General features: G+C 75.5%; 10 protein-coding genes. 3 read left to right on the top strand and 7 right to left on the bottom strand.

Annotated features, from left to right (window positions below; genetic code table 11):
• Positions 1 to 4: 4 nt before the first annotated feature.
• From OHA84_RS29395 to OHA84_RS29405, 3 genes are read right to left on the bottom strand one after another with little or no spacing between them, the layout of a single operon-like run.
• On the bottom strand, positions 5 to 337 hold the full coding sequence (locus OHA84_RS29395) for a hypothetical protein (RefSeq protein ID WP_053675944.1): 333 nt from the start codon (positions 335 to 337) through the stop codon (positions 5 to 7).
• Positions 327 to 4,865, bottom strand: a complete 4,539-nt coding sequence (locus tag OHA84_RS29400) for a type I polyketide synthase (protein ID WP_266968987.1) — start codon at positions 4,863 to 4,865, stop codon at positions 327 to 329. The genes OHA84_RS29395 and OHA84_RS29400 overlap by 11 nt, the downstream gene beginning before the upstream one ends.
• Positions 4,858 to 12,186 (bottom strand): type I polyketide synthase, encoded by a 7,329-nt coding sequence (locus OHA84_RS29405; RefSeq protein ID WP_266968985.1) that lies wholly within the window; start codon positions 12,184 to 12,186, stop codon positions 4,858 to 4,860. Before OHA84_RS29405 ends, OHA84_RS29400 begins: the two co-directional genes overlap by 8 nt.
• 675 nt (positions 12,187 to 12,861) lie before the next feature.
• Between OHA84_RS29405 and OHA84_RS29410 the strand changes: the two genes are divergently transcribed.
• The 3 genes from OHA84_RS29410 to OHA84_RS29420 all read left to right on the top strand — a co-directional run bounded on the left by OHA84_RS29410 (position 12,862) and on the right by OHA84_RS29420 (position 16,448).
• Positions 12,862 to 13,755: a LysR family transcriptional regulator gene (locus tag OHA84_RS29410; RefSeq protein WP_053676723.1), complete on the top strand. Its 894-nt coding sequence runs from the start codon at positions 12,862 to 12,864 to the stop codon at positions 13,753 to 13,755.
• A gap of 111 nt (positions 13,756 to 13,866) precedes the next feature.
• Positions 13,867 to 15,126, top strand: coding sequence for a putative Ig domain-containing protein (locus tag OHA84_RS29415; RefSeq protein ID WP_266968982.1), 1,260 nt, complete (start codon positions 13,867 to 13,869; stop codon positions 15,124 to 15,126).
• Between the two features lie 86 nt (positions 15,127 to 15,212).
• Positions 15,213 to 16,448, top strand: a complete 1,236-nt coding sequence (locus OHA84_RS29420) for a cytochrome P450 (protein WP_266968980.1) — start codon at positions 15,213 to 15,215, stop codon at positions 16,446 to 16,448.
• 83 nt (positions 16,449 to 16,531) lie between these two features.
• Here the strand turns inward: OHA84_RS29420 and OHA84_RS29425 are convergent, their stop codons facing one another.
• The 4 genes from OHA84_RS29425 to OHA84_RS29440 form a co-directional block, all read right to left on the bottom strand.
• Positions 16,532 to 17,119, bottom strand: coding sequence for a fasciclin domain-containing protein (locus OHA84_RS29425; protein ID WP_266968978.1), 588 nt, complete (start codon positions 17,117 to 17,119; stop codon positions 16,532 to 16,534).
• Between the two features lie 173 nt (positions 17,120 to 17,292).
• Entirely contained in the window at positions 17,293 to 18,069 is a 777-nt protein-coding gene (locus tag OHA84_RS29430) for an anti-sigma factor (protein ID WP_266968976.1), read from the bottom strand.
• Positions 18,066 to 18,647, bottom strand: a complete 582-nt coding sequence (sigK, locus tag OHA84_RS29435) for an ECF RNA polymerase sigma factor SigK (RefSeq protein WP_266952095.1) — start codon at positions 18,645 to 18,647, stop codon at positions 18,066 to 18,068. Before sigK ends, OHA84_RS29430 begins: the two co-directional genes overlap by 4 nt.
• A gap of 121 nt (positions 18,648 to 18,768) precedes the next feature.
• Positions 18,769 to 18,984: a hypothetical protein gene (locus OHA84_RS29440; RefSeq protein WP_053676511.1), complete on the bottom strand. Its 216-nt coding sequence runs from the start codon at positions 18,982 to 18,984 to the stop codon at positions 18,769 to 18,771.
• Between the last annotated feature and the right edge of the window lie 16 nt (positions 18,985 to 19,000).

The following is a 19,000-nucleotide window of genomic DNA, read 5'->3' on the forward strand; positions in this document are numbered from 1 at the left end:
CGGCTCAGCCGGCCGAGGCGGCGGTGGTGGCGGTTGCGGGGGAGCCGGCCGCCCGCGCGAGGGAACCGTGCGTCACCCGGGCGATGTGCTCGACGATCTCGCCCACCGACATGGCGAGGATGCCGTCCATGTCCTTCTCCGCGAGGAAGCCCATCAGGTCGACCTCGGCGCCGTAGCGGTGGTGCAGCGACTCGGCGAGCGCCACGAACTCGATGCTCTCCAGGGCGAGATCCTCGTTGAAGGTGGTGCGCATCGTGACCTCCTGGGCGACGAGGAACTCGTCGCCGACGATCTCCACGAGCATGTCGGTGATCTCGGCGAGGATGTCAGTGGTCATGGTGGGGCTCCGTCCAGGCGACGAGGTGATCGAGGGGGGTGGGGTGACTCGCGGGAATCGTGTCGAAGCGGACCGTGTGGACGACGCGGGCGGGGGACACCACGCGCAGGACGCCGGATCCGGGATCGCCCGACACCCGCCAGTCGCGGGGGCGACCGGCGAGACCGGTGCCCTCCGCCTTCGCGGCGGCCTCCTTGGCACACCAGAGCGTGGTGAGCGCGGCCGGCAGAGTGCCCCCGTCGAGGGCGGCCAGCCGTTCGGCCAGGGCCCGTTCGCCCGGACCCAGGGCGATCCGCGTCAGGGCGTCGGGATCGGTGGTCACCGTCTCCACGTCCACCCCGACGGGCCGGGTGCGGTGGGCCAGGGCGACCGCGAGCCGGTCCTTGTGCGCGATCGAGAGGTGAACTCCACTGACCAGCGGCCCTTCCGGTACGGGGCGTCCCGACGGATCGTTGCCGACCGGTACCTCCACCGGGAACACGGCGCCGGCGCCGCCGTCCCACAACAGACCCCGCAGCGCGTCCTTGGCCGCGATCCGGCCGAGCAGCCAGCCGGGCCGCTCCCGTGGTGAGCGCCGCTCGTACACGGCCCGCTCGGCCGCCCCGAGATAGCGGCGCATCACCAGCTCCTGCGACGCGGGATCCGTCCACCGGCGGCGGGCCAGACACCATCCGGCGGGCTGCGGCTCACCGATCCCGCAGACCTCCGGGGTGAACTTCATCGGCCACACCCGCTCGTCGGCGCCGAAGCGCCGGTACGTCCAGCCGTCGATCCGCGCCCAGACCCGGCCGTCGGGACGGCACAGTTCGAGATCGCCCCGAACGGTGGTCCCTCGGACCTCCCGGATTCGGGCGGTGGCCGCCACCAGGGCGTGCGGCGGGGGCGGCGGCCCGTGGAAACGGACCCGGTCGACGGTGGCGGGGAACACGAGCCGGTCCACCGGCAGCCGGAGCTGCATCCAGTGCCCGAACAACTGCCCGGCGGCGTCGAGCAGCGCCCCCGGGTCCGGGAGGGCGCGCAGCACGCCCCGGATGCCGTCGGCGGCCACGGTGCGGACCTCGTGCACGCCGGCGAAGCGGGGGCCGTGGAACATCCACCGGTCACGGTAGAGCGCGTCCGCGCTGACGGGGGCGGGGCCGGGGTCGCGCAGCGGCGTGGGGTCGGGCGCCGGCGCCGGGTCGAAGGACCGGCCGATCAGCACGACGACGGTGGCGTACTCGCCCAGAGCGACGTGGACGCGCCCGGGACCGTTCAAGCGGGTGCGGACCTCGATGTCGTGGGCGGGCTCGACGGGGAGCCAGCGCAGGGCGCGGACGTCCTCGTAGCCGACGACCTCGACACCGTCGTGGTCGGAGCGGTCGGAGCGGTCGGAGCGGGCGATGTGGGCCAGAGCGGCCTGCGAGGCCAGTTCCAACATGGTGGTCATGGGCACGACGGGGAACCAGTCGGACTCCTCCGGCCAGCCGGCCGGCTGGAGGTAGACCCGGTGGTCCCGCACATAGGGCAGCGTGTCGAGACCGAGCCGCAGGACCGCCCTGCCCGAGGCCTGTTCCGCACCGCCACCACCACTGTCCTTCGCGCCACCGCGGTACGGGGCCTCGGCCTGGCCGCCGGCCGGGCTCGCGGGACCGGCTGGGCTCGCGGCCCCGGCCGGGCCACGGGCACGCAGCCGGGTCAGGGCGGCGGGGGAGAGGCGGACCAGCGGGGAGCCCAGGTCCAGCGGCATCGCGCGGGACACCACCGGCCGGCCCACCGGCTCGACCGGGCTCGCCGGCACGGGCGGGGCGATGGTCGTGAGGGTCGCGTTCGGGTCCGGCGTCGTGAGCGGGTCCGGCTGGGTGTCCTGCGACAGCCGGTCCCACTTCGGCGCCTGCCCCTGCGTCCACAGCGCCGCGCACGCCCGTCGCAGCGCCGCCACGCCCGAAAGGCGGGGCGAGGAAGCGGCCACCGACAGGTGCGGCCGGTCCCGCAGGGTGTCCTCGACGAACCCCGGCAGGCTCCCCGGTCCCAGCGTCACGAAGTGCCGCACCCCGGCCTCCTCGTACATCCGCAGCGTCAACTCGCGGAAGCGCACCGGCTCCAGCAGGTGCCGCACCACCAACTCGCGTACCTCCTCGGCCGCCGCCGGGAACGGGGACACCGTCGTCGCCGACCAGACCCGCCCCGCCGCGGCCGGCCGCAGCGGGAGCCGGTCGAACGCCGCCCGTACCTGCCCCAGGTACGGCTCCCACATCGGCGTGTGGAAACCCGAGCGGAACGGGAGTTCCCGGCCCATCACCCCCTCGGCCCGCAGCCGCGCCACGACCCGGGCGACCCCGGCGGGATCCCCGCACACCACCGACTGGTGCGGGCAGTTGTCGTGGCTGACCACCACCCCGTCCTCGCCGTGAATCGCCGCCTCGGCCCGCCGCGCCCCACAGCCCAGTGCCGCGTACACGAGGTCCGGTACCTTCAGCGAGCCCGGCCGCAACGAGGCGAGGAAGGTGTCGACGGCCTCCCGCGGGTACATCCCGGCCGCCACCATCGCGGCCCATTCGCCCAGGCTGTGACCGGCCGACACGTCCGCCTCGATGCCCACTTCACCGAGGGCGCGGCCGAAGAACCGGCCCGCTTCGATGGCGTCCAAAGCCCGTTCCATCAACTCCCCGCCCCGTCCGAGCCGGGGGCGGTCCAGGCCGAGCAGGTCCGCGACGTCGTCGGCGACCGGCGCGAACTCCGGTTCCAGGCCCGGGTAGAGGAACGCGATCCGGCCGCCCAGGGGTTCGGGAGTGAACCACACGTCCCCCCGGCCGTGCCACGTCCGCCCGCGCGCCAGCACCTTCGCGGCCAGCGCGAGCCGTTGCGATGTGGGCCCGACCACCGCGAGCCGGCACGGGCCGTCCCCGGACGCCGCCCCCAACAGATCCGAGGGCGCGCCCGAGGCCAGGAGTTCGGCCACGTCGGCCGTACTCTCCCCGGCGAGCAGGAGCACGTCCTCCCGTCCCCGCGCCCCGGTCGCGGTCGCGGTCGGAGTCGGGGGCGGCGAGCCCATCGGCAGGAAGCGGCGCACCGGCGGCGCGGGTCTCGGCGCGCCGCCGGGGTTCGCGGAGGCGCCCGGGGCCTCCTCCAGCACCACATGCGCGTTGATTCCACCGAACCCGAACGCGTTGACGCCGGCCCGCCGGGGCTCGGGGCCGCGTTCCCACGGCTCGGCCTCCGTCACCGGCCGCATCCGTGTACGGGCCAGGTCCGGGTGCGGCTCCTCCAGGTGCAGGGTGGGCGGCAGGACTCCCTCGTGCACCGCCAGCGCCGCCTTGATCAACCCGGCGATGCCCGAAGCCTGCATGGTGTGCCCCAGCATCGACTTGACCGACCCGAAGCCGACCCGCCCCGCCCCGTTCTGGGGTGCCCCGAACACCCGCTCCAAAGTCTCCAGTTCGGCCGCGTCCCCGATCGGGGTTCCCGTACCGTGCGCCTCCAGAAGCCCCAACGCCCCGGGGGAGCGAGGATCCAAGTCGGCTTCCCGCCAGGCCCGTTCGAGCGCCTGTACCTGCCCCGTCACGAGCGGGCTCATCAGGCTCGCCGCGCGCCCGTCCCCGGCGACCCCCGTACCCCGGATCACCGCGTAGATCCGGTCCCCGTCCCGCTCCGCGTCGGCGAGCCGCTTCAGCAGCACCACCCCGGTGCCCTCCGAGAGCAGCGTTCCGTCGGCCCGCCGGTCGAAGGGGCGGATCCGCTCGGTCGGACTCAACGCCCGCAACTGGGTGAACACGCTCCACAGCGTGGCGATGTGGCAGTGGTGCACCGCCCCGGCGACCACCACGTCACAGCGCCCACCCGCCAGCAGCCCCACCGCCTGGTCCACCGCGAGGAGCGAGGAGGCGCAGGCCGCGTCCAGGGTGTAGGCCGGGCCCCGGAAGTCCAACCGGTTCGCCGTCCGGGCGGCGGTGAAGCTCGGCACGAGCCCGATCGAGGCGTCGGGTCGATCCGGACCCAGAGCGTCCTGGAACGCGGAGCGCACCTCGGCGATGCGTCGCTCCCCCAGCTCCGGCGCCACCTCACGCAAGGTCTGCGCCAACTGGTGTGCCGTGCGCACCCGTTGGTCCAAGCGGGCGGTGGCAACCCCCATGAACCCGCCGCGCCCCAACACCACCCCGATCCGCGACCGGTCGGCCGGCAGCCGGTCCTCGCCACCCGCGTCGGCGACCGCCTCGGCCGTGACGTGCAGGGCCAGGAGCTGGTCGGGCTCGGCCCCTTCGACCGCCGACGGCATGATCCCGAAACGTGTCGGATCGAAGGCGGCCGGCCCGTCGATGAAGCCGCCCCGTCGGCAGTAGAAACGGTCCCCGCGCGCCGGCCCGGTGGCCCCGGCGGGGTCGTAGTAGACCTCGGGATCCCAGCGGCCGGGCGGGACCTCGCCGATCGAATCCGTTCCGGCGAGCAGATTGCGGCGGTAGGCGGCCAGGTCCGGGGCCCCGGGGAAGACCGCGCCCATCCCCACGATGGCGGCGTCGGTCGGTCGCGGCCCGCGCCGCGGGCCGTCAGTCACGGCGCTCCCCGGTCCCGAAGCCGGTCCCGAAGCCGGTTCCGTCGTCGTGGCCGGTGCCGGCTTCGCGCACGGTTCCCGCTCCGTCTCCGGTACCACCGTGCCCCTCGTCCAGCGCCGCCGTCAGGACGACCTGTACGTCGTGGCCGTCCGCGAGTTCGGCGAGGAAGGCGGCGGTACCCGCCTCGGGGCTGAGCACCGCGATGCCGCGGCGGCCGTACGCACGCTCCAACTCGGGAGTGACCATGCCGCCCGACCCGGCCGCCCAGGGACCCCAGTCGACGGACAGCACCCGGCCGGGAAAGCCCGCGGCCCAGGTGTGGGCGAGACCGTCGAGGGCGTCGTTGGCGGCGGCGTAGTCGCACTGGCCCCGGTTGCCGTACACCCCGGACACGCTGCCGAAGAGAGCCAGGAAGGCGGGGGCGGGCGTGTCGCCGTGCTCGGCGACGGCCGCGGCGAGATGCCGGGCGCCGGCCACCTTGGTGGTGAACACCTCGGCGAAGGCCTCCGGACGCTTGTCCCGCAGCAGTCCGTCGCGAAGGGTGCCGGCGCCGTGCACGATGCCGTCGAGCCGGCCGTGCCGGGCCCGGACGGCCGCCACGACCGCCCGCACGGCCCGCTCGTCGGTGACGTCGGCGCGGTGGTAGCGCACGGAGGCGGCGACACCGGCGAGGGCCGCCAGCGTGGCCCGCACCTCCCGCTCGGCGAGGATCCGGGAGGCGGCGGCCTCGATCTCGGCGGGAGTGCGCAACCCCGCCGCCACCAGCGCGGCGCGCAGCGCCACCCGGTCCGTGGCCTGCCCGTACCGCTCGTCCTCGGCGGCCGTCGGCTCGGGAGTGCGCCCGACGAGCTCGACGTGGCAACCGGTGGCGCGGGCAAGGGCGAGCGCGGTCCGGGCGGTGATTCCCCGGGCGCCGCCGGTGAGAAGGACGACGGAGTCGCGGCCGAGGGGTGGCGCCGAACCGGAGGGGGTGAGGTCCGCCGGTACGGGCCGGGCGGTGACGCGGGCTCCGTCGGCGGTGTAGACGACGGAGTGGAGGGCGGCGGCGGCGGTGCCGGCGCCCGGGTCACGACCGTCATGCTCGTCGTCACTCTCGGCGTCGGTGTTCGCATCGGCTCCGTACCGGTCCCGGGCCTCGGCGGTGTCGCTCAACTCGGCGACGAGCTGCGCGGCGACGCGAGCCGGGTCCTCCTTCGGGTGTACTCCGACCGCTCGGATCAGGGCGCCGGGGAACTCCAGGGCGGCGCTGCGGGCGAAGCCGTGCAGGCCCGAGTCGGGGGTGGCGGCGAGGATCAGCCGGCCCACACCGCCGACGAGGGCCCGCTGGAGCCCGGCGAAGGCGCCGGGCAGGACGGGTTCCCGCCCCGCGCCCTGCCCGGCCCGCAGCGCGGACAGGTCGACGAGCCCGTCGTGGCCGGCCTCGGGTGCGGACAGCAACCGCACCTCGACCCCGAGGGACTCCAACGCCCCGCCCAGCGCGAGAGCCACCCCCTGCCCGTCCTCGACGATCCCGACCCGCAGCCCGCGCAGGTCGGCCGGATCCCCGCCGGGCGGTGCGACGGGTACGAGGTCCACGCGCATGCGGCGCGGTCGCGGCCCGGCGGGGCGGGGCGCGCGCTCCTCGGACCGGGCGCCGGCCGACGTCGAGGCGGCCGCCGGGGTGCCGGTGGCGTGGGCCCGGGCGCCGGCGGTCGCGGTGTCGGGCCCGTCGGCGGATGACGTGGTGTGGGACACGACCCAGTCGACGACGCCGCGCAGGGTCTTTAGACGGGAGAGTTCCTCGACGGCCGACTCGGCGGATCCGTCCGGCTCCCGGGGCAGGCCGATCCGGTCGGCGAGGGCGCCGATGATCTCGACCCGCTTGATGGAGTCGATGGACAGGTCGGCCTCCAGGTCCAGCGCGGGGTCGAGCATGTCGAGGGGATAGCCGGTCCGCGTGTGCACGATGTCCAGGACGACGTCCATCACCTCGCCCGCGGTCAGCGGCGCCGACGCGGCGGTCGCCGGGGCGCCCGGCCGGTCCACCGGGCCGTCGAAGGGGTGGGGGCCGGCCGGCCGCCACGGATCGGGGTGCGCCGCCTCGATCGCCACCACGCCGCCGGGCACGGTCGCCGTGGCCGCCGCCGGTTCCCGGCCGTTGACCGGCGCCGACCGCCACGGGTCGGGGGAACGGCCCGGGCCCCCCGCGGCGGGTACGTGTCCGTCGGGCCCCGCCCCGACCCACGCCGGGCCGTCGGTCCACGCCGGGCCGTCGGTCCACGCGGAGCCGTCGTCCCACGCCGCGTCCGGTTCGGGCCGGGCGGGGGCGCCCGGCCCCCGGTCGGCCGGGGCGCTCGCACCGGGGTCGGGTCGACCCAGGTAGCCGAGCAGGACCTCGCGTTGGGCCTCGATCAGCAGGCGGGAGCCGCGGAGGTACTCCAGCACGGCCTCGTCGCGGGGGCCGGGGGCCGCGGTCGGCCCGTGGCCGTCGCCGGCCGCGATGCCGGGCCTCGTCGGGGGAGCCGGGGTCGCGACGGGGCGGGGGCGAAGGGGAGGAAGGGGGGAACCGTTCTGGTCGGCGGCGCTCTGCGGGCTCATCGGTGCCTCCGGTCGGGGGATGCGGTGGGCGGGGCGGAGGCCGCCCGGGATCGGGGTGCCGGCCGAGGTGCGGACCAGGTGGCCGTCCACCAGCCAGCCCGGGCGTCGCGGCGCCCGGTCCGGCAGCGCCGCGGTCCGGCCGCGGAACAGGGCTTCGGGGTCGATCGGGACCCCGGCCGCGGCCAGCTCGGCCAGCGCGGTGACCAGCCGGACCAGACCGTGCTCGCCGGGCACGTCCAACGGCACCACCGTGTGCGGACGATCGCCCAGGATCCGGGCCGTCAGACCGGACAGCACCCGGCCCGGCCCCGCTTCCACGAACGTCCGGACGCCGGCCGCGTACATGGCCTCCAACTCGTCGACGAACCGGACCGGCCGCGCCACCTGACCCGCCAGGAGGCCGCGCACCCCCTCGGCGTCGGCCGGGTACGGGGCCGCCGTGGTGTTCGACCACACGGGGACGGTCGGCCCGGACACCGCCGTCGCCGCCAGTTCGGCGGCGAGCGCGGACTCGGCCCCGGCCACCACCTCGCTATGGAACGCGCAGGCCACCGGCAGGAGTTCGGCCGCGAGTCCGGCCGCCCGGAGAGCGGCCACCGCCTCGGCCACGGCCTCCGTCCGGCCGGAGATCACGCACTGCCGGGGCGCGTTGTGGTTCGCCACCACGCACCCGGCCCGCGCCGCGACGTCCCGAACCTCCTCCGGCGCCGCGGACACCGCCGCCATGGCCCCGGGATCCGCCCCGGCCGCCGCCAGGATCGCCTCGGCCCGGCGCGTGCTCAGCCGCGCCAGGCTCGCCGTGTCGTACGCGCCCGCCGCCCACAGCGCGGTCAGCTCCCCGTACGAGTGCCCGGCGACACAGTCCGGCCGGACGCCGAACCGGCCGAGCAGCAGGTGCGCCGCGGCGCCGGCCAGCCCGAGGGCGGGCTGGGCCACCCGGGTGTCTGTGACGGCCGCCCGCTGGGCGGACCGGGCCGGCGCGGTGAACGCGGCCGGCGGGAACATCGCGCCCGCCACCCCGTCGGGGGCCTCGTCCAGCAGCCCGCGCAAGGCGGGGAACGCCATGAACAAGTCCCCCAGCATTCCCACGCGTTGGCTGCCCTGCCCGGGGAAGAGGAACGCCACCCCGCCCGGGTCGGCCGCCTCCTCCCGTACGTGGACCCCCGCGCCGGGGGCGAAGCCGCGGGCCTGCTCCAGCCTGACCGCGAGTTCGTCCGCGTCGGCGGCGACCACGGCCACCCGCACCGGTCCGGTGCCGGACATGCAGGCCTCCGCCGCGAGGTCCCGCAGGGCCCAGGGCCGGCCGGCCGCGTCGTTCTCCTCCAGCCGGGCGGCGAGCCGTGCCATCGCCCGCCCCGCGGCCCGCCGGTCCTCGCCCCGGAAGCAGAACAGCTCCGCCGGCCACTCCTCCAGCCCGTGGGCCGGCTCCTGCGCGCCACCGTAACCGGCAAGCACGGCGTGGTAGTTGGTGCCTCCGAAGCCGAACGCGCTGACGCCCGCGATCCGCCGTTCCACCGGCACTGCCCACGGCCGGGCCTCGGTGTCGAAGACGAACGGGCCGTCCTCGGACCGCCAGGCCGCGTTCGGCGTGCTCAGATGCGCGGTCGGGGGTCGGATTCCCGTGTGCACGGCCCACGCGGCCTTGATCAGCCCGGCCAGCCCGGCCGCGCACTTGGTGTGGCCGATCTGCGATTTGACCGACCCCAGGGCGCACGATCCCGGCTCGGCCCCCGACGCGGTGAACAGCTCGCTCAGTACGGCCAGTTCGGTGCTGTCGCCGACCACGGTCCCGGTACCGTGGGCCTCGATCAGCCCCACGTCGGCCGGAGTGACGCCGGCTCGCGCGTACGCCCGTTCCAGGGCCCGGCGTTGCCCCTCCGGTCGGGGCGCGGTCAGCCCCAGCGACCGGCCGTCGCTCGACGCGCCGACCGCCTTGATCACCGCGTACACCCGGTCGCCGTCGCGCTCCGCGTCCGCCAGCCGCTTCAGCACCAGGGCGCCCACCCCCTCGCCGAGCGCTATCCCGTCCGCGGCGGCGTCGAAGGGCCGGCAACGGCCGCCGGGCGACAGGGCCCGTACCGAGGCGAACATCAGGTAGTCGTTGATGCCGTTGTGCACGTCGGCGCCGCCGCACACCACCATGTCGCTGTCACCGTCGCGCAGTTGTCGGCAGGCCAGGTCGAGGGCGGCCAACGAGGAGGCGCAGGCCGCGTCCACGGTGCAGTTGGCGCCGCCCAGGTCGAGACGGTTCGCGACCCGCCCCGCGATCACGTTCGCGAGGATGCCCGGGAAGGAGTCCTCCGTCAGCCGGGGCAACTGCTCGTCCAGAGCGGGCGGCAGCTCGCCCAGATAGGCCGGATACAGCGCGCGCAACCCGTACGCGCCCGCCAGCTCGGTGCCCGCCTCGGCGCCGAAGACCACCGAGGTCCGCGAACGGTCGAACTCCCGCCCCCGGCCGTACCCGGCGTCGCCGAGCGCCCGCGCGGAGATCTCCAGGGCCAGGAGCTGCACCGGTTCGATGCCGGCCAGCGAGGTCGGCGGAATGCCGTGGGCGAGGGCGTCGAACGGCACCGGCGCCAGGAAGCCGCCCCAGCGGGAAGGGGTGCGCTCCCCGGCCCGGGCCGGGTCGGGATCGTAGTAGAGCCCCGGGTCCCACCGCTCGACCGGGACCTCGGTGACGGCGTCCCGGCCGGCCAGGATCTGCGACCAGTACGAGTCCAGCCCCGGCGCCCCCGGGTAGGCGCAGGCCATTCCGACGATGGCGACGTCGAGCGGTTCGGCGACGGGACCGGCCTCCTCCTCGGCCGCTCCGGCCGTCTCGGCGGCCCGCCGGTCCAGGAACTCCGTCGCCCCCCGGGTGACCTGGGCGTGCAGCGCGGCCACCGTCGTGGTCGCGGAGCGCAGGGTGGCGGCCTGGCCGAGCATGAACAGCCCGTCCGCCAACTGCTCCCGCTCGCCGACCGGTTCCAGGCCGGCCGTACCCCGACGCACCCCCTTGCCGGCGATCCGGAGTCGGCCCAGATTCAGCCGCTCCAACTCCTCCCACATCTCGCGCGGTTCGGTTCCGTCCTCGGCGAGTCGCCGTCGGGTCTCCTCGAACGTCACCGCGTACGGGGTCTGCGCGCAGCGGGTGGCGTGGCCCGGCGCGGTGTGCAACAGGACGGTCTCCTCGCACTCCACCGCCGTCCGCTGGAAGCCCGGCAGGATCGCGCCCGCCGCCACCGCCTCCCGGGTGAACAGGTAGGCGGTGCCCATCAGTACGCCGACGCGGGCCCCCCGGGCGGCCAGCGGAGCGGCGGCCGTCACCGCCATCGCGGCGGACCGCTCGTCGTGGATGCCACCCGCGAACAGGATGTCCAGCCGGGCCGGTTCGGCGCAGGACAGCAGCCGTTCGATCTGCTCCTCCCACAGCGGGAACGAGGCGCGCGGGCCGACGTGCCCGCCGCACTCCGACCCCTCGAAGACGAACCGCCGTGCCCCCTCGGCGAGATACCGCTCCAGCAGTCCGGGCGAGGGGACGTGCAGGTGCGTCACCGTGCCCGCCGCCTCCAGCGGGGCCGCCTGCGCCGGGGTGCCGCCGGCGATGATCGCGTACGGGGGGCGCACCCGCGCCACGGCCGCGAGCTGCTCCCGGCGCAGCTCGGGCGGGGCGAAGCCGAGCAGGCCCACACCCCACGGCCGGTCCCCGAGCCGCTCCGCGGTCTCGGCCAGCAGCCGGTGCGCCTGCGCCCCCCGGGTCAGGGCGAGCGCGAGGTAGGGCACGCCGTCCGCCGCGGCCACCGCCTCGGCGAACGCCGCCTGGTCGCTGACCCGGGTCATCGGGCCCTGCGCCACCACCCGGGACCCGAGCAACGGTCTCGACCGGGCGGCATCCCCGATGTGCCCGGCGACGGCGGCCCGGACGGCCCGGAGCACCCCGCCCGTGGTGCGGTGCCTTCGGGCCAGCCGGTCCGCCACGCCCCCGTCCTGACCGACGGGCAGCAACTGCGTCCGCAGGTCCCGGGCCCCGAGCAGACGCGCCGCCGGCCCGTCGGGCGGCGGCAGGTCGGGCCGGGCGAACACCCGGTGCCCGTCCACGAGCCGGGTCTCGGAACCGTCCATCGCCCGCAGCGCGGCCACGACCTCCGCGGGCAGGCCGGCCACCGCCTCGACGGTCAGGGCCAGTTGTACGTCGACCAGCACGCCGGCGGCCCCGCCCGCGACGGCGGCCGCCGCCGTGTGCGGGCCGATGCCCCCGCACGCGATGACGGGCACCCCCGGTCCGGGGCCGGCCAGCAGCCGCTGGAGGAGGACGAAGGTGGTGGTCGAGCCGACCCGGCCGCCGGCCTCGTGCCCCTTGGCCACGATCGCCCCGACCCCGGCCGCCACCGCCGCCCGTGCCTCCCCGGGGCCGGTGATCTCGGCCCAGACCCGGGGGGATCCGGGGGCCGCCGCCCAGGCGGCCACCCGACCCGGGGTGTGCTCCGCGACATCGGCGAGCAACACCGTGTCCACCTGGGCCGGAAGTTCCCCGGGGCCCAGCGGACAGCCCACCGGTACCCGCACCCCGTACGGCCGGCCGTCGAGCCGCCGCCCGAGCTCCGCGAAGGCGGCCCGCGCCGGTTCGGGGTCCCGGCCCAGGTCGAGCAGCCCGAGGGCCCCGGCGCGCTCGGCGGCGGTGACGATCCGGGGGTGCGGTTCCTCGAAGGGTCCGGCCGCGATGACCAGGTCACGGGTGGCGGGGGGCTGCGCGGGGTGGGGGGTCACGGGCGCTCCTTCTTCCGGTGCGTTCCGGTGCGGTGCGGTTGCTGCGCGGGCGGTGGTGCGCGGGCGGTGGTGCGCGGTCCGTGGTGCCGTGCCGTGCCGTGTGAGGTCGTGCCGGACGTGTCGTGTCACGTGGCCCGGTGCGCGCACCGGCGCCTCGCGGTGGGGCGCGCGAGGCCCTGCGGGGCGGTGTCGTGCGGGGCGACGCGTGGGCCGTACGGGCCGTGCTGTGGGGGTGCGGGCCGTGCGGGCAGGACGGGGGAACACGCCGGTCGACGACTCCGCCGGCGCGGTGCGTGCCGCGGCCGGGTGACCCGTCGACGGTTCGGACGGGCTTGAGCGGTGGTCAAAATCCCCGGCGCCGCGATGCATCGTGCGGTGATGACCGTGCACTGTCAACCGGCATGCGGAGTGGGTTCTCTCGCTCCCCCCGGACCCGCCGGCCGGTTCGCGGCCGTCCGGGCGCGCTCCGCCCCGCACCCCCGCCCGCCGGTGGCCTGCGGAGATCCCCGCCCCGCGGGCCGGGTCCGGGGGCACGTGCGGGGAGAGCCGGCGTGCGGGGTCATGCCGTGCCGGTATGCCTTCTCGCCACCCGGGCATGAACGGCGCACCGGGGCGCAGGAGTTGTTCATCATGCTGCCCCTTACAGGTACGGCATCGCCCGGTTACCGTCCGGTCATGACCCCCACACTCGCGCAGCTTCGCTACCTCGTCGCCGTCGCGGACTGCCGTTCCATCACCGGCGCGGCCGCCTCGGTCTTCGTGGCCCAGTCCGCCCTGTCCCGGGCCGTTCAGGCCATGGAGCGCGATCTCGGCGTGGAACTCCTGGCCCGCCGGGGCCGGGGCGTGGAGCTCACCCCCGAGGGGTCCAGGGTGGTACGACTGGCCCGCACCGTCCTGAACGCCGTCGAGGCGATCGACGACATCGGCACCGGTCACGGGGACGCCGTGCGCACCACCCTCCACCTGGTCGCCACCCCGACCCTGGCCCTGGACCTGGCCGCCGAACTGGTGCCCTCCTTCACCCGGCGGCACCCCGGGGTGGACGTCCGGGTCCGGCAGCGCGACAGCCGGGAGGCCCTGGTCCAGGAACTCACCGGCGGCACCGCCGAACTGGCGCTGGTCGACCTGCCCATCGACCAGGAGCTGTCCACACACCACATCCAGGAACGGGAGGTGGTGCTGATCTCGCCCATCGGCTCCCTACTCCCGGACCCGGTGCCGTTCCGGGTGCTCGACGGGCTGCCCATGGTGCTGCCGTGCCCGGGCACCGGCCGACGGACCGAGATGGAGGCCATGTTCAGCTGCCTCGGCGTGCGCCCCGAGCCCCGACTGGAAGTCGACGAACGACTCGCCTGGGTCACCGGGGTCACGGACGGGCGCGGCTCGCTCATCTGGTACCGGGACGTGGTCTCCAGGGCCTTCGGCAGCCGCGCCGAGATCCGCTCGTTCACCCCGCCACTGCTGCGCCCGGTGGGCATCGCCCACACGCGGCGCCCCCTGAGTCGCGCGGCCCGGGCCTTCATCGCGCACGCCCTGCACAAGGCGCCCGTACGCGAGCCCGCACCCTGACCGGAACAGGCCTTGCGGACCGCGAGACATGTCGGTTCGGCATTGAACCATGCTCAAACGGGGCGGCGTTGACCCTGGTGTCGGCATCCGTTGTCCCCTCCCATGGTGCGCATGTCAGCCATCCGTAGAACACCATGGGCGGCGGCCCTCGCCACCGCCGTCCTCGCCGTCGCCCTGCCGGCCGCCGCCCGGGCCGCCGCCACGGCTTCCACGATCCGGGCGGCCCCCGACCCGGCGGCGCCGGCCGCCGCGCCGGCCCCCGAGACCGCGTGCGTCCTGCCCGGCGGTCTGACCGAACTCAGTGGTCTCGCCATGAGCCGCAGGCATCCGGGCGTCTTCTACGCCGTCAACGACAGCGGCAACACCAACCAGGTCTTCGCCGTCGACTGCAACACCACATCCGGCCGACTCGTGGCGACCTACACCGTCACCGGGGTCGCCAACACCGACTGGGAGGGCCTCGCCATCGGCAAGGACGCCGGGGGATCCCCCGTGATCCTCGTCGGCGACATCGGGGACAACCTCGCCGGCCGCGGCGAGATCACCGTGCACGCCTTCGCCGAACCGGACGTGCTCGCCGACGCGTCCGTGACCCCGACCAGCCACCGCTTCGCCTACTCCGACGGCAGACACGACGCGGAGTCCCTGCTCGCGGACCCCGTCACCGGGCAGCTCTACGTCGCGACCAAACTCATCGGCGCGACGGGCAAGCTGTACAAGGCCCCGCTGTCGCCCGTGGCCGGACAGCTCAACACCCTCTCCCCGGTCCGGTCGGGCCCGGTGTTCACGACCGACGGGGCCTTCTCCCCGTCGGGGACCTCGTACGCCCTGCGCAGCGGCGGACCCCTGGGGGCCAATACCGCCACCGTGTACGACACCGCGGGGAACAGGCTCGCCGACGTGGCGCTGCCGGCCCAGCCGCAGGGCGAGACGCTCACGTACGCCGACTGCGCGAACCTGTTGGTCGGCTCGGAGAACGACACCCGGATCTGGCGCGTACCGCTGCCGCCGCAGGCCACCCCGGGCTGCGCCGGAACCCCGACGCCGACGCCCACCCCCACGCCGACCCCTACACCCACGCCGACCCCGACCCCCACGCCGACGTCGGGTGATCTGCGGATCGTCGACCCCGGCCCACAGACCTGCCGGTTCAACCAGACCTGCACCATCCGACTCACCACCACCGGAGGCACACCCCCCGTCCGCTACACCACCACCACACTCCCCTGGGGACTCAACCTCGACCCCACCACCGGCCGCATCACCGGCAAACCCTGGACCACCGGAACCCACCCCATCACCGCCACCGCCACCGACCCCACCGGAGCCACCACCCACACCACCTTCACCCTCACCCTCCACTGGTTCTGAGACGAAGCGGAGAGTCGGGCTTGAACAACCCGTCGTCCAGGCCGCACTGTTGGCCGGGTCTCTTCCACACGGTCAGGAGAATCGGCTTGTCGTCCCACACTGCAGACGCGCACGTCATCGATCCCGCCGGGGGGTGTCCGCACGCCCTCAACGCCCGCCTGCGGTCCCGGGGCGCCGTAGCCGAGGTCGTCCTCCCCGGCGGAGTGCCCGGCGCGGTCGTCCTGGGCCATGAGGCACTGAAGGAGTTCCTGGCCCACCCCGATGTCGCCAAGGACGCCCGACACTTCCCCGGCCTGCATGACGGCAGCGTCCCCCGGGACTGGCCCCTGCGGGTCTTCGCCAACGCCCAGGGCATGCACACCGCCGACGACGCCGACCACCGCCGGCTGCGCTCCCTGGTCGGCAACGCCTTCACGGCCCGCCAGGTGGAGCGACTGCGGCCGCGTATCGAGGAGTTGACCACCGGACTGCTCGACGACCTCGGCGCGGCGGCGGCGGCGTCCCCGGACGGCGTCGCGGACCTCAGGACCCACTTCGCGCTGCCCCTGCCGATGAGCGTCATCTGCGAACTGCTCGGCGTGGACGAGGAGCACCGGGGGCGGCTGCACCACTTGTCCAACACGGTGATCGTCTCCACCGACACCACCCCGGCCGAGGTGATGGCCGCCGTACGCGAGCTCGTCGAACTCATGGGCACCATCGCCGCCGCCCGCCGGGCCGCACCGGGCGATGACCTCACGAGCGCCCTGATCGCGGCCCGCGACGGGGACGGCGACCGGCTCAGCGAGGCCGAACTCATCGGCACGATGCGGCTGATGCTCGTCGCCGGGCACGAGACCACGCTCAATCTGATCAGCAACGCCGTGCGCGCCCTGTGCACCCACCGCGATCAGCTCGCGCTGGTCCGCGAGGGAAAGGCGAGCTGGTCGGACGTGGTCGACGAGACCCTGCGCTGGGACGGCCCCGTCAGCTGGTTCCCGTTCCGCTACCCCACCCGCGACGTGACCGTCGGCGGCGCCGTCATCCCGCGGGGCACCCCGGTCCTCGCGGGCTACACCGCGGCCGGTCGCGACGAGGCCGCGTACGGTACCGGGGCGGACCGGTTCGACCTCACCCGGGAGAACAGCCGCAACCTCTCCTTCGGGCACGGCGCCCACTACTGCGTGGGCGCCCCGCTCGCCCGGCTGGAGGCCGTCATCGCCCTGGAGCGGCTCTTCGACCGGTTCCCGGACCTCGACCTCGCGGTGCCCGACGCGGAACTGCCCTACCAGCGCAGTTTCATCGGCAACAGCGTGCAGACGCTCCCGATCCGCCTGGGGTGATTCGGCGTGCGGCGTCCGCCGGACCGTGCCCGGGCGGGCACGGTCCGGCGGACGCCGGAGGGGGCGGGGGCGGATCCGGGGTGTCAGGACTTCGGCATCAGGACGGAGTCCACCAGGTAGACCGTCGCGTTGGCGGTGTGGACGTCACCGCAGACCACCGACGCGTTGCCGTTCACCTTGAAGGACTCGCCGGAACCGGAGGTGGTCAGCCTCTGCTTGGACAGGGTGTCGAACGAGCCCTGCTCCAACTGCTTCGGCGTCAGCTCCCGGCCCACCACGTGGTAGGTGAGGACCTTGGCGAGCTGCGCCTTGTCGGCCAGCAGCTTCTCCAGGTCGGCCTTCGGCACCTTGGCGAAGGCCGCATTGGTCGGCGCGAACACCGTGATGTCCTTCGCGCTGTTCAGGGTGTCGACCAGGCCGGCCTTCTTGACGGCGGTGACCAGGGTCGACAGTGCCGGGTTGTTGGACGCGGCCGTCGCCACGGGGTCCTTGGCCATGCCGGCGAAGGAGCCCGAGCCGTCCTTCGGTACCGAGGCGCAGCCCGGTCCGAACGGTTCGCCGTCCGCCGCCATCGCGGAACCCGCGGCGAGAGCCGGCCCCAGGGCCAGTGCGGCCACGGCCGACGCGGCGAACGCCGCCCTGCGTATGCCTGTGTTGCGACGTGCTGTCATCACGTGACTCCTCGGATCGGGTCGTTCCCCCCGCCCTCGGGCGTCCCGCCCGCACTGCGGGTCGCGGGCGTCCCGGGTCTTCCTTCTCAGGGGTCATTCGGAGCGGCCCGACAGCCGGTTTGGTGGGTTGTGCCCGATGTGCGCCGGCCGGCGGGCACCCTCCGGTTCCCGTCCTACGCGGCGCCCGCCGCCGGGAACGCGAGCACCACCAGCGGATCCGTGGTCGGTGCGGCGGAACCGCCCGCCGGTTCCTCCGTGACCCCGACCCCGGTGGCGGGCCCGACCTCGCCCCTCAGCAGCGCGGGGGCGTCGGGTCGCGCCGGGTCCATCAGCCCGGCCGGACGCATGATGCCCTTCGGGTCGGTGTACCACAGCTGGTACACCCGCCCCTCGGGCGGCGCCGCCAAGCCGTCGGCCACGAACACGGCCCGGTCCCGGTCCCGGGAGAGCACCACCGTGCCCGTACCGCCGTCGGCCATGCGGCCCGTGGCCAGCCGCGCGTCGGGCGCCGCGAGCACCTCCGTGAGGGCCGCCGCCCGCGCCTCGACCCGTCGGGCGTCCTGGCGGGCCGTCTCGGCCCGCTGGTACTGCCAGGCCGCCACCCCGCCGAAACCGACCGCCGCCGCGAGGCAGGCCGCCAGGGCCCAGCGCAGCCGGGGCCGCGCGGGCCGCGCGCGGTGCGCGGGAGGCCGTACGGGCTCCGGCCGCGCGGGCACCGCCCGGATCTCGCGCAGCACCGACTCCCGGAGCGCGGGCGGCGGCTCCACCGCCACCGCCCGGCCCAGCAGGGCCGCCGTGGCCGCGAGTTCCGCGACCTCCCGCAGGCACGCCTCGCAGGTTTCCAGATGGGCCTCGAAGGCCGCCCGCTCCGCCGGGGGCAGCGCGTCCGTGACGTAGGCACCCGTGCCCTCGTGCATGCCCGTCGTGCCTTCCGTGTCCTCTGTGCTCATCCGCCGCTCACCCCGAGACAGTCGCGCAGCCGCAGCAGCCCGTCGCGCAGGCGCGTCTTCACGGTACCCAGCGGCACCGACAGCTCCTCGGACACCTCGCGGCAGGTCAGACCCCGGTAGTAGGCCAGGGTCACCGACTGGCGCTGGATCTCGGTCAGCGAACCCAGGCAGCGCCGTACCCGGTCGCGCTCCTCGTGGTGCTCCACCGCCTCGCTCACCTCGTCGAACTCCGGAAGCGCGGCCTCCAGCCGCGCCGCGCGCCGCTCCCGCTCGGTCGAGGCCTGCGCGGAACGCACCCGGTCCACCGCACGGCGGTGCGCCATCGTCAGCACCCAGGTCCGCACGCTGCCCCGGTCGGCGCGGTAGCGCCCGGCGGTACGCCACACCTCGACGAGCACCTCCTGCGCCACCTCCTCGGCCTGGGCCCGATCGCGCAGCACCGTGTACGCCAGGCCCAGCACGGACCCGCTCACCGCCTCGTACACCGAGACGAAGGCGTCCTCGTCCCCTTCGGCGACCCGGCCGAGGAGGGCGGGCATGCCGTCCTCGGCGCGGTCCGCTCGTGTCACGTCGTTCACGGGAAGATCCTCCGGGATTCCCGGTCGTTCGTCGGCATCCGCGCGCCTCGTGAGCCATTCGTAGCCGCCGAGCCACTGGATTGGCCCCGCCCGCGGGCGGGGCCCGCCGGCCCCGCACCCGTCATCCGCGGGGCCTGCGCTTGCGCAGCTCGACCACCCCGTCGGTGATCAGGTCCCACGGCTCGGAGCACGGCGACGGCTCCCGCGCCGGGTCGCCGACCCGGGGCGGCGGGGGGACGGCCTGGTCGGGGTCCCCGCCGGCCCGGATCGACGCGGTCGCGAGGTCGGACGGCGGTTCCGGCGCCGGGGAGGGCCGCTCCGGCTCGGTCTCGGACATGCTCGGTGCGCTCCTG

This window comes from Streptomyces sp. NBC_00513, assembly GCF_041431415.1.
Classification (GTDB): Bacteria; Actinomycetota; Actinomycetes; order Streptomycetales; family Streptomycetaceae; genus Streptomyces.

Excerpts from the sequence above, each read along its gene's own strand:
- OHA84_RS29415 (WP_266968982.1), top strand. The coding sequence starts at position 13,867 with ATGTCAGCCATCCGTAGAACACCATGGGCGGCGGCCCTCGCCACCGCC.
- OHA84_RS29425 (WP_266968978.1), bottom strand. The coding sequence starts at position 17,119 with ATGACAGCACGTCGCAACACAGGCATACGCAGGGCGGCGTTCGCCGCG.
- OHA84_RS29395 (WP_053675944.1), bottom strand. The coding sequence starts at position 337 with ATGACCACTGACATCCTCGCCGAGATCACCGACATGCTCGTGGAGATC.
- OHA84_RS29410 (WP_053676723.1), top strand. The coding sequence starts at position 12,862 with ATGACCCCCACACTCGCGCAGCTTCGCTACCTCGTCGCCGTCGCGGAC.
- OHA84_RS29440 (WP_053676511.1), bottom strand. The coding sequence starts at position 18,984 with ATGTCCGAGACCGAGCCGGAGCGGCCCTCCCCGGCGCCGGAACCGCCG.
- OHA84_RS29430 (WP_266968976.1), bottom strand. The coding sequence starts at position 18,069 with ATGAGCACAGAGGACACGGAAGGCACGACGGGCATGCACGAGGGCACG.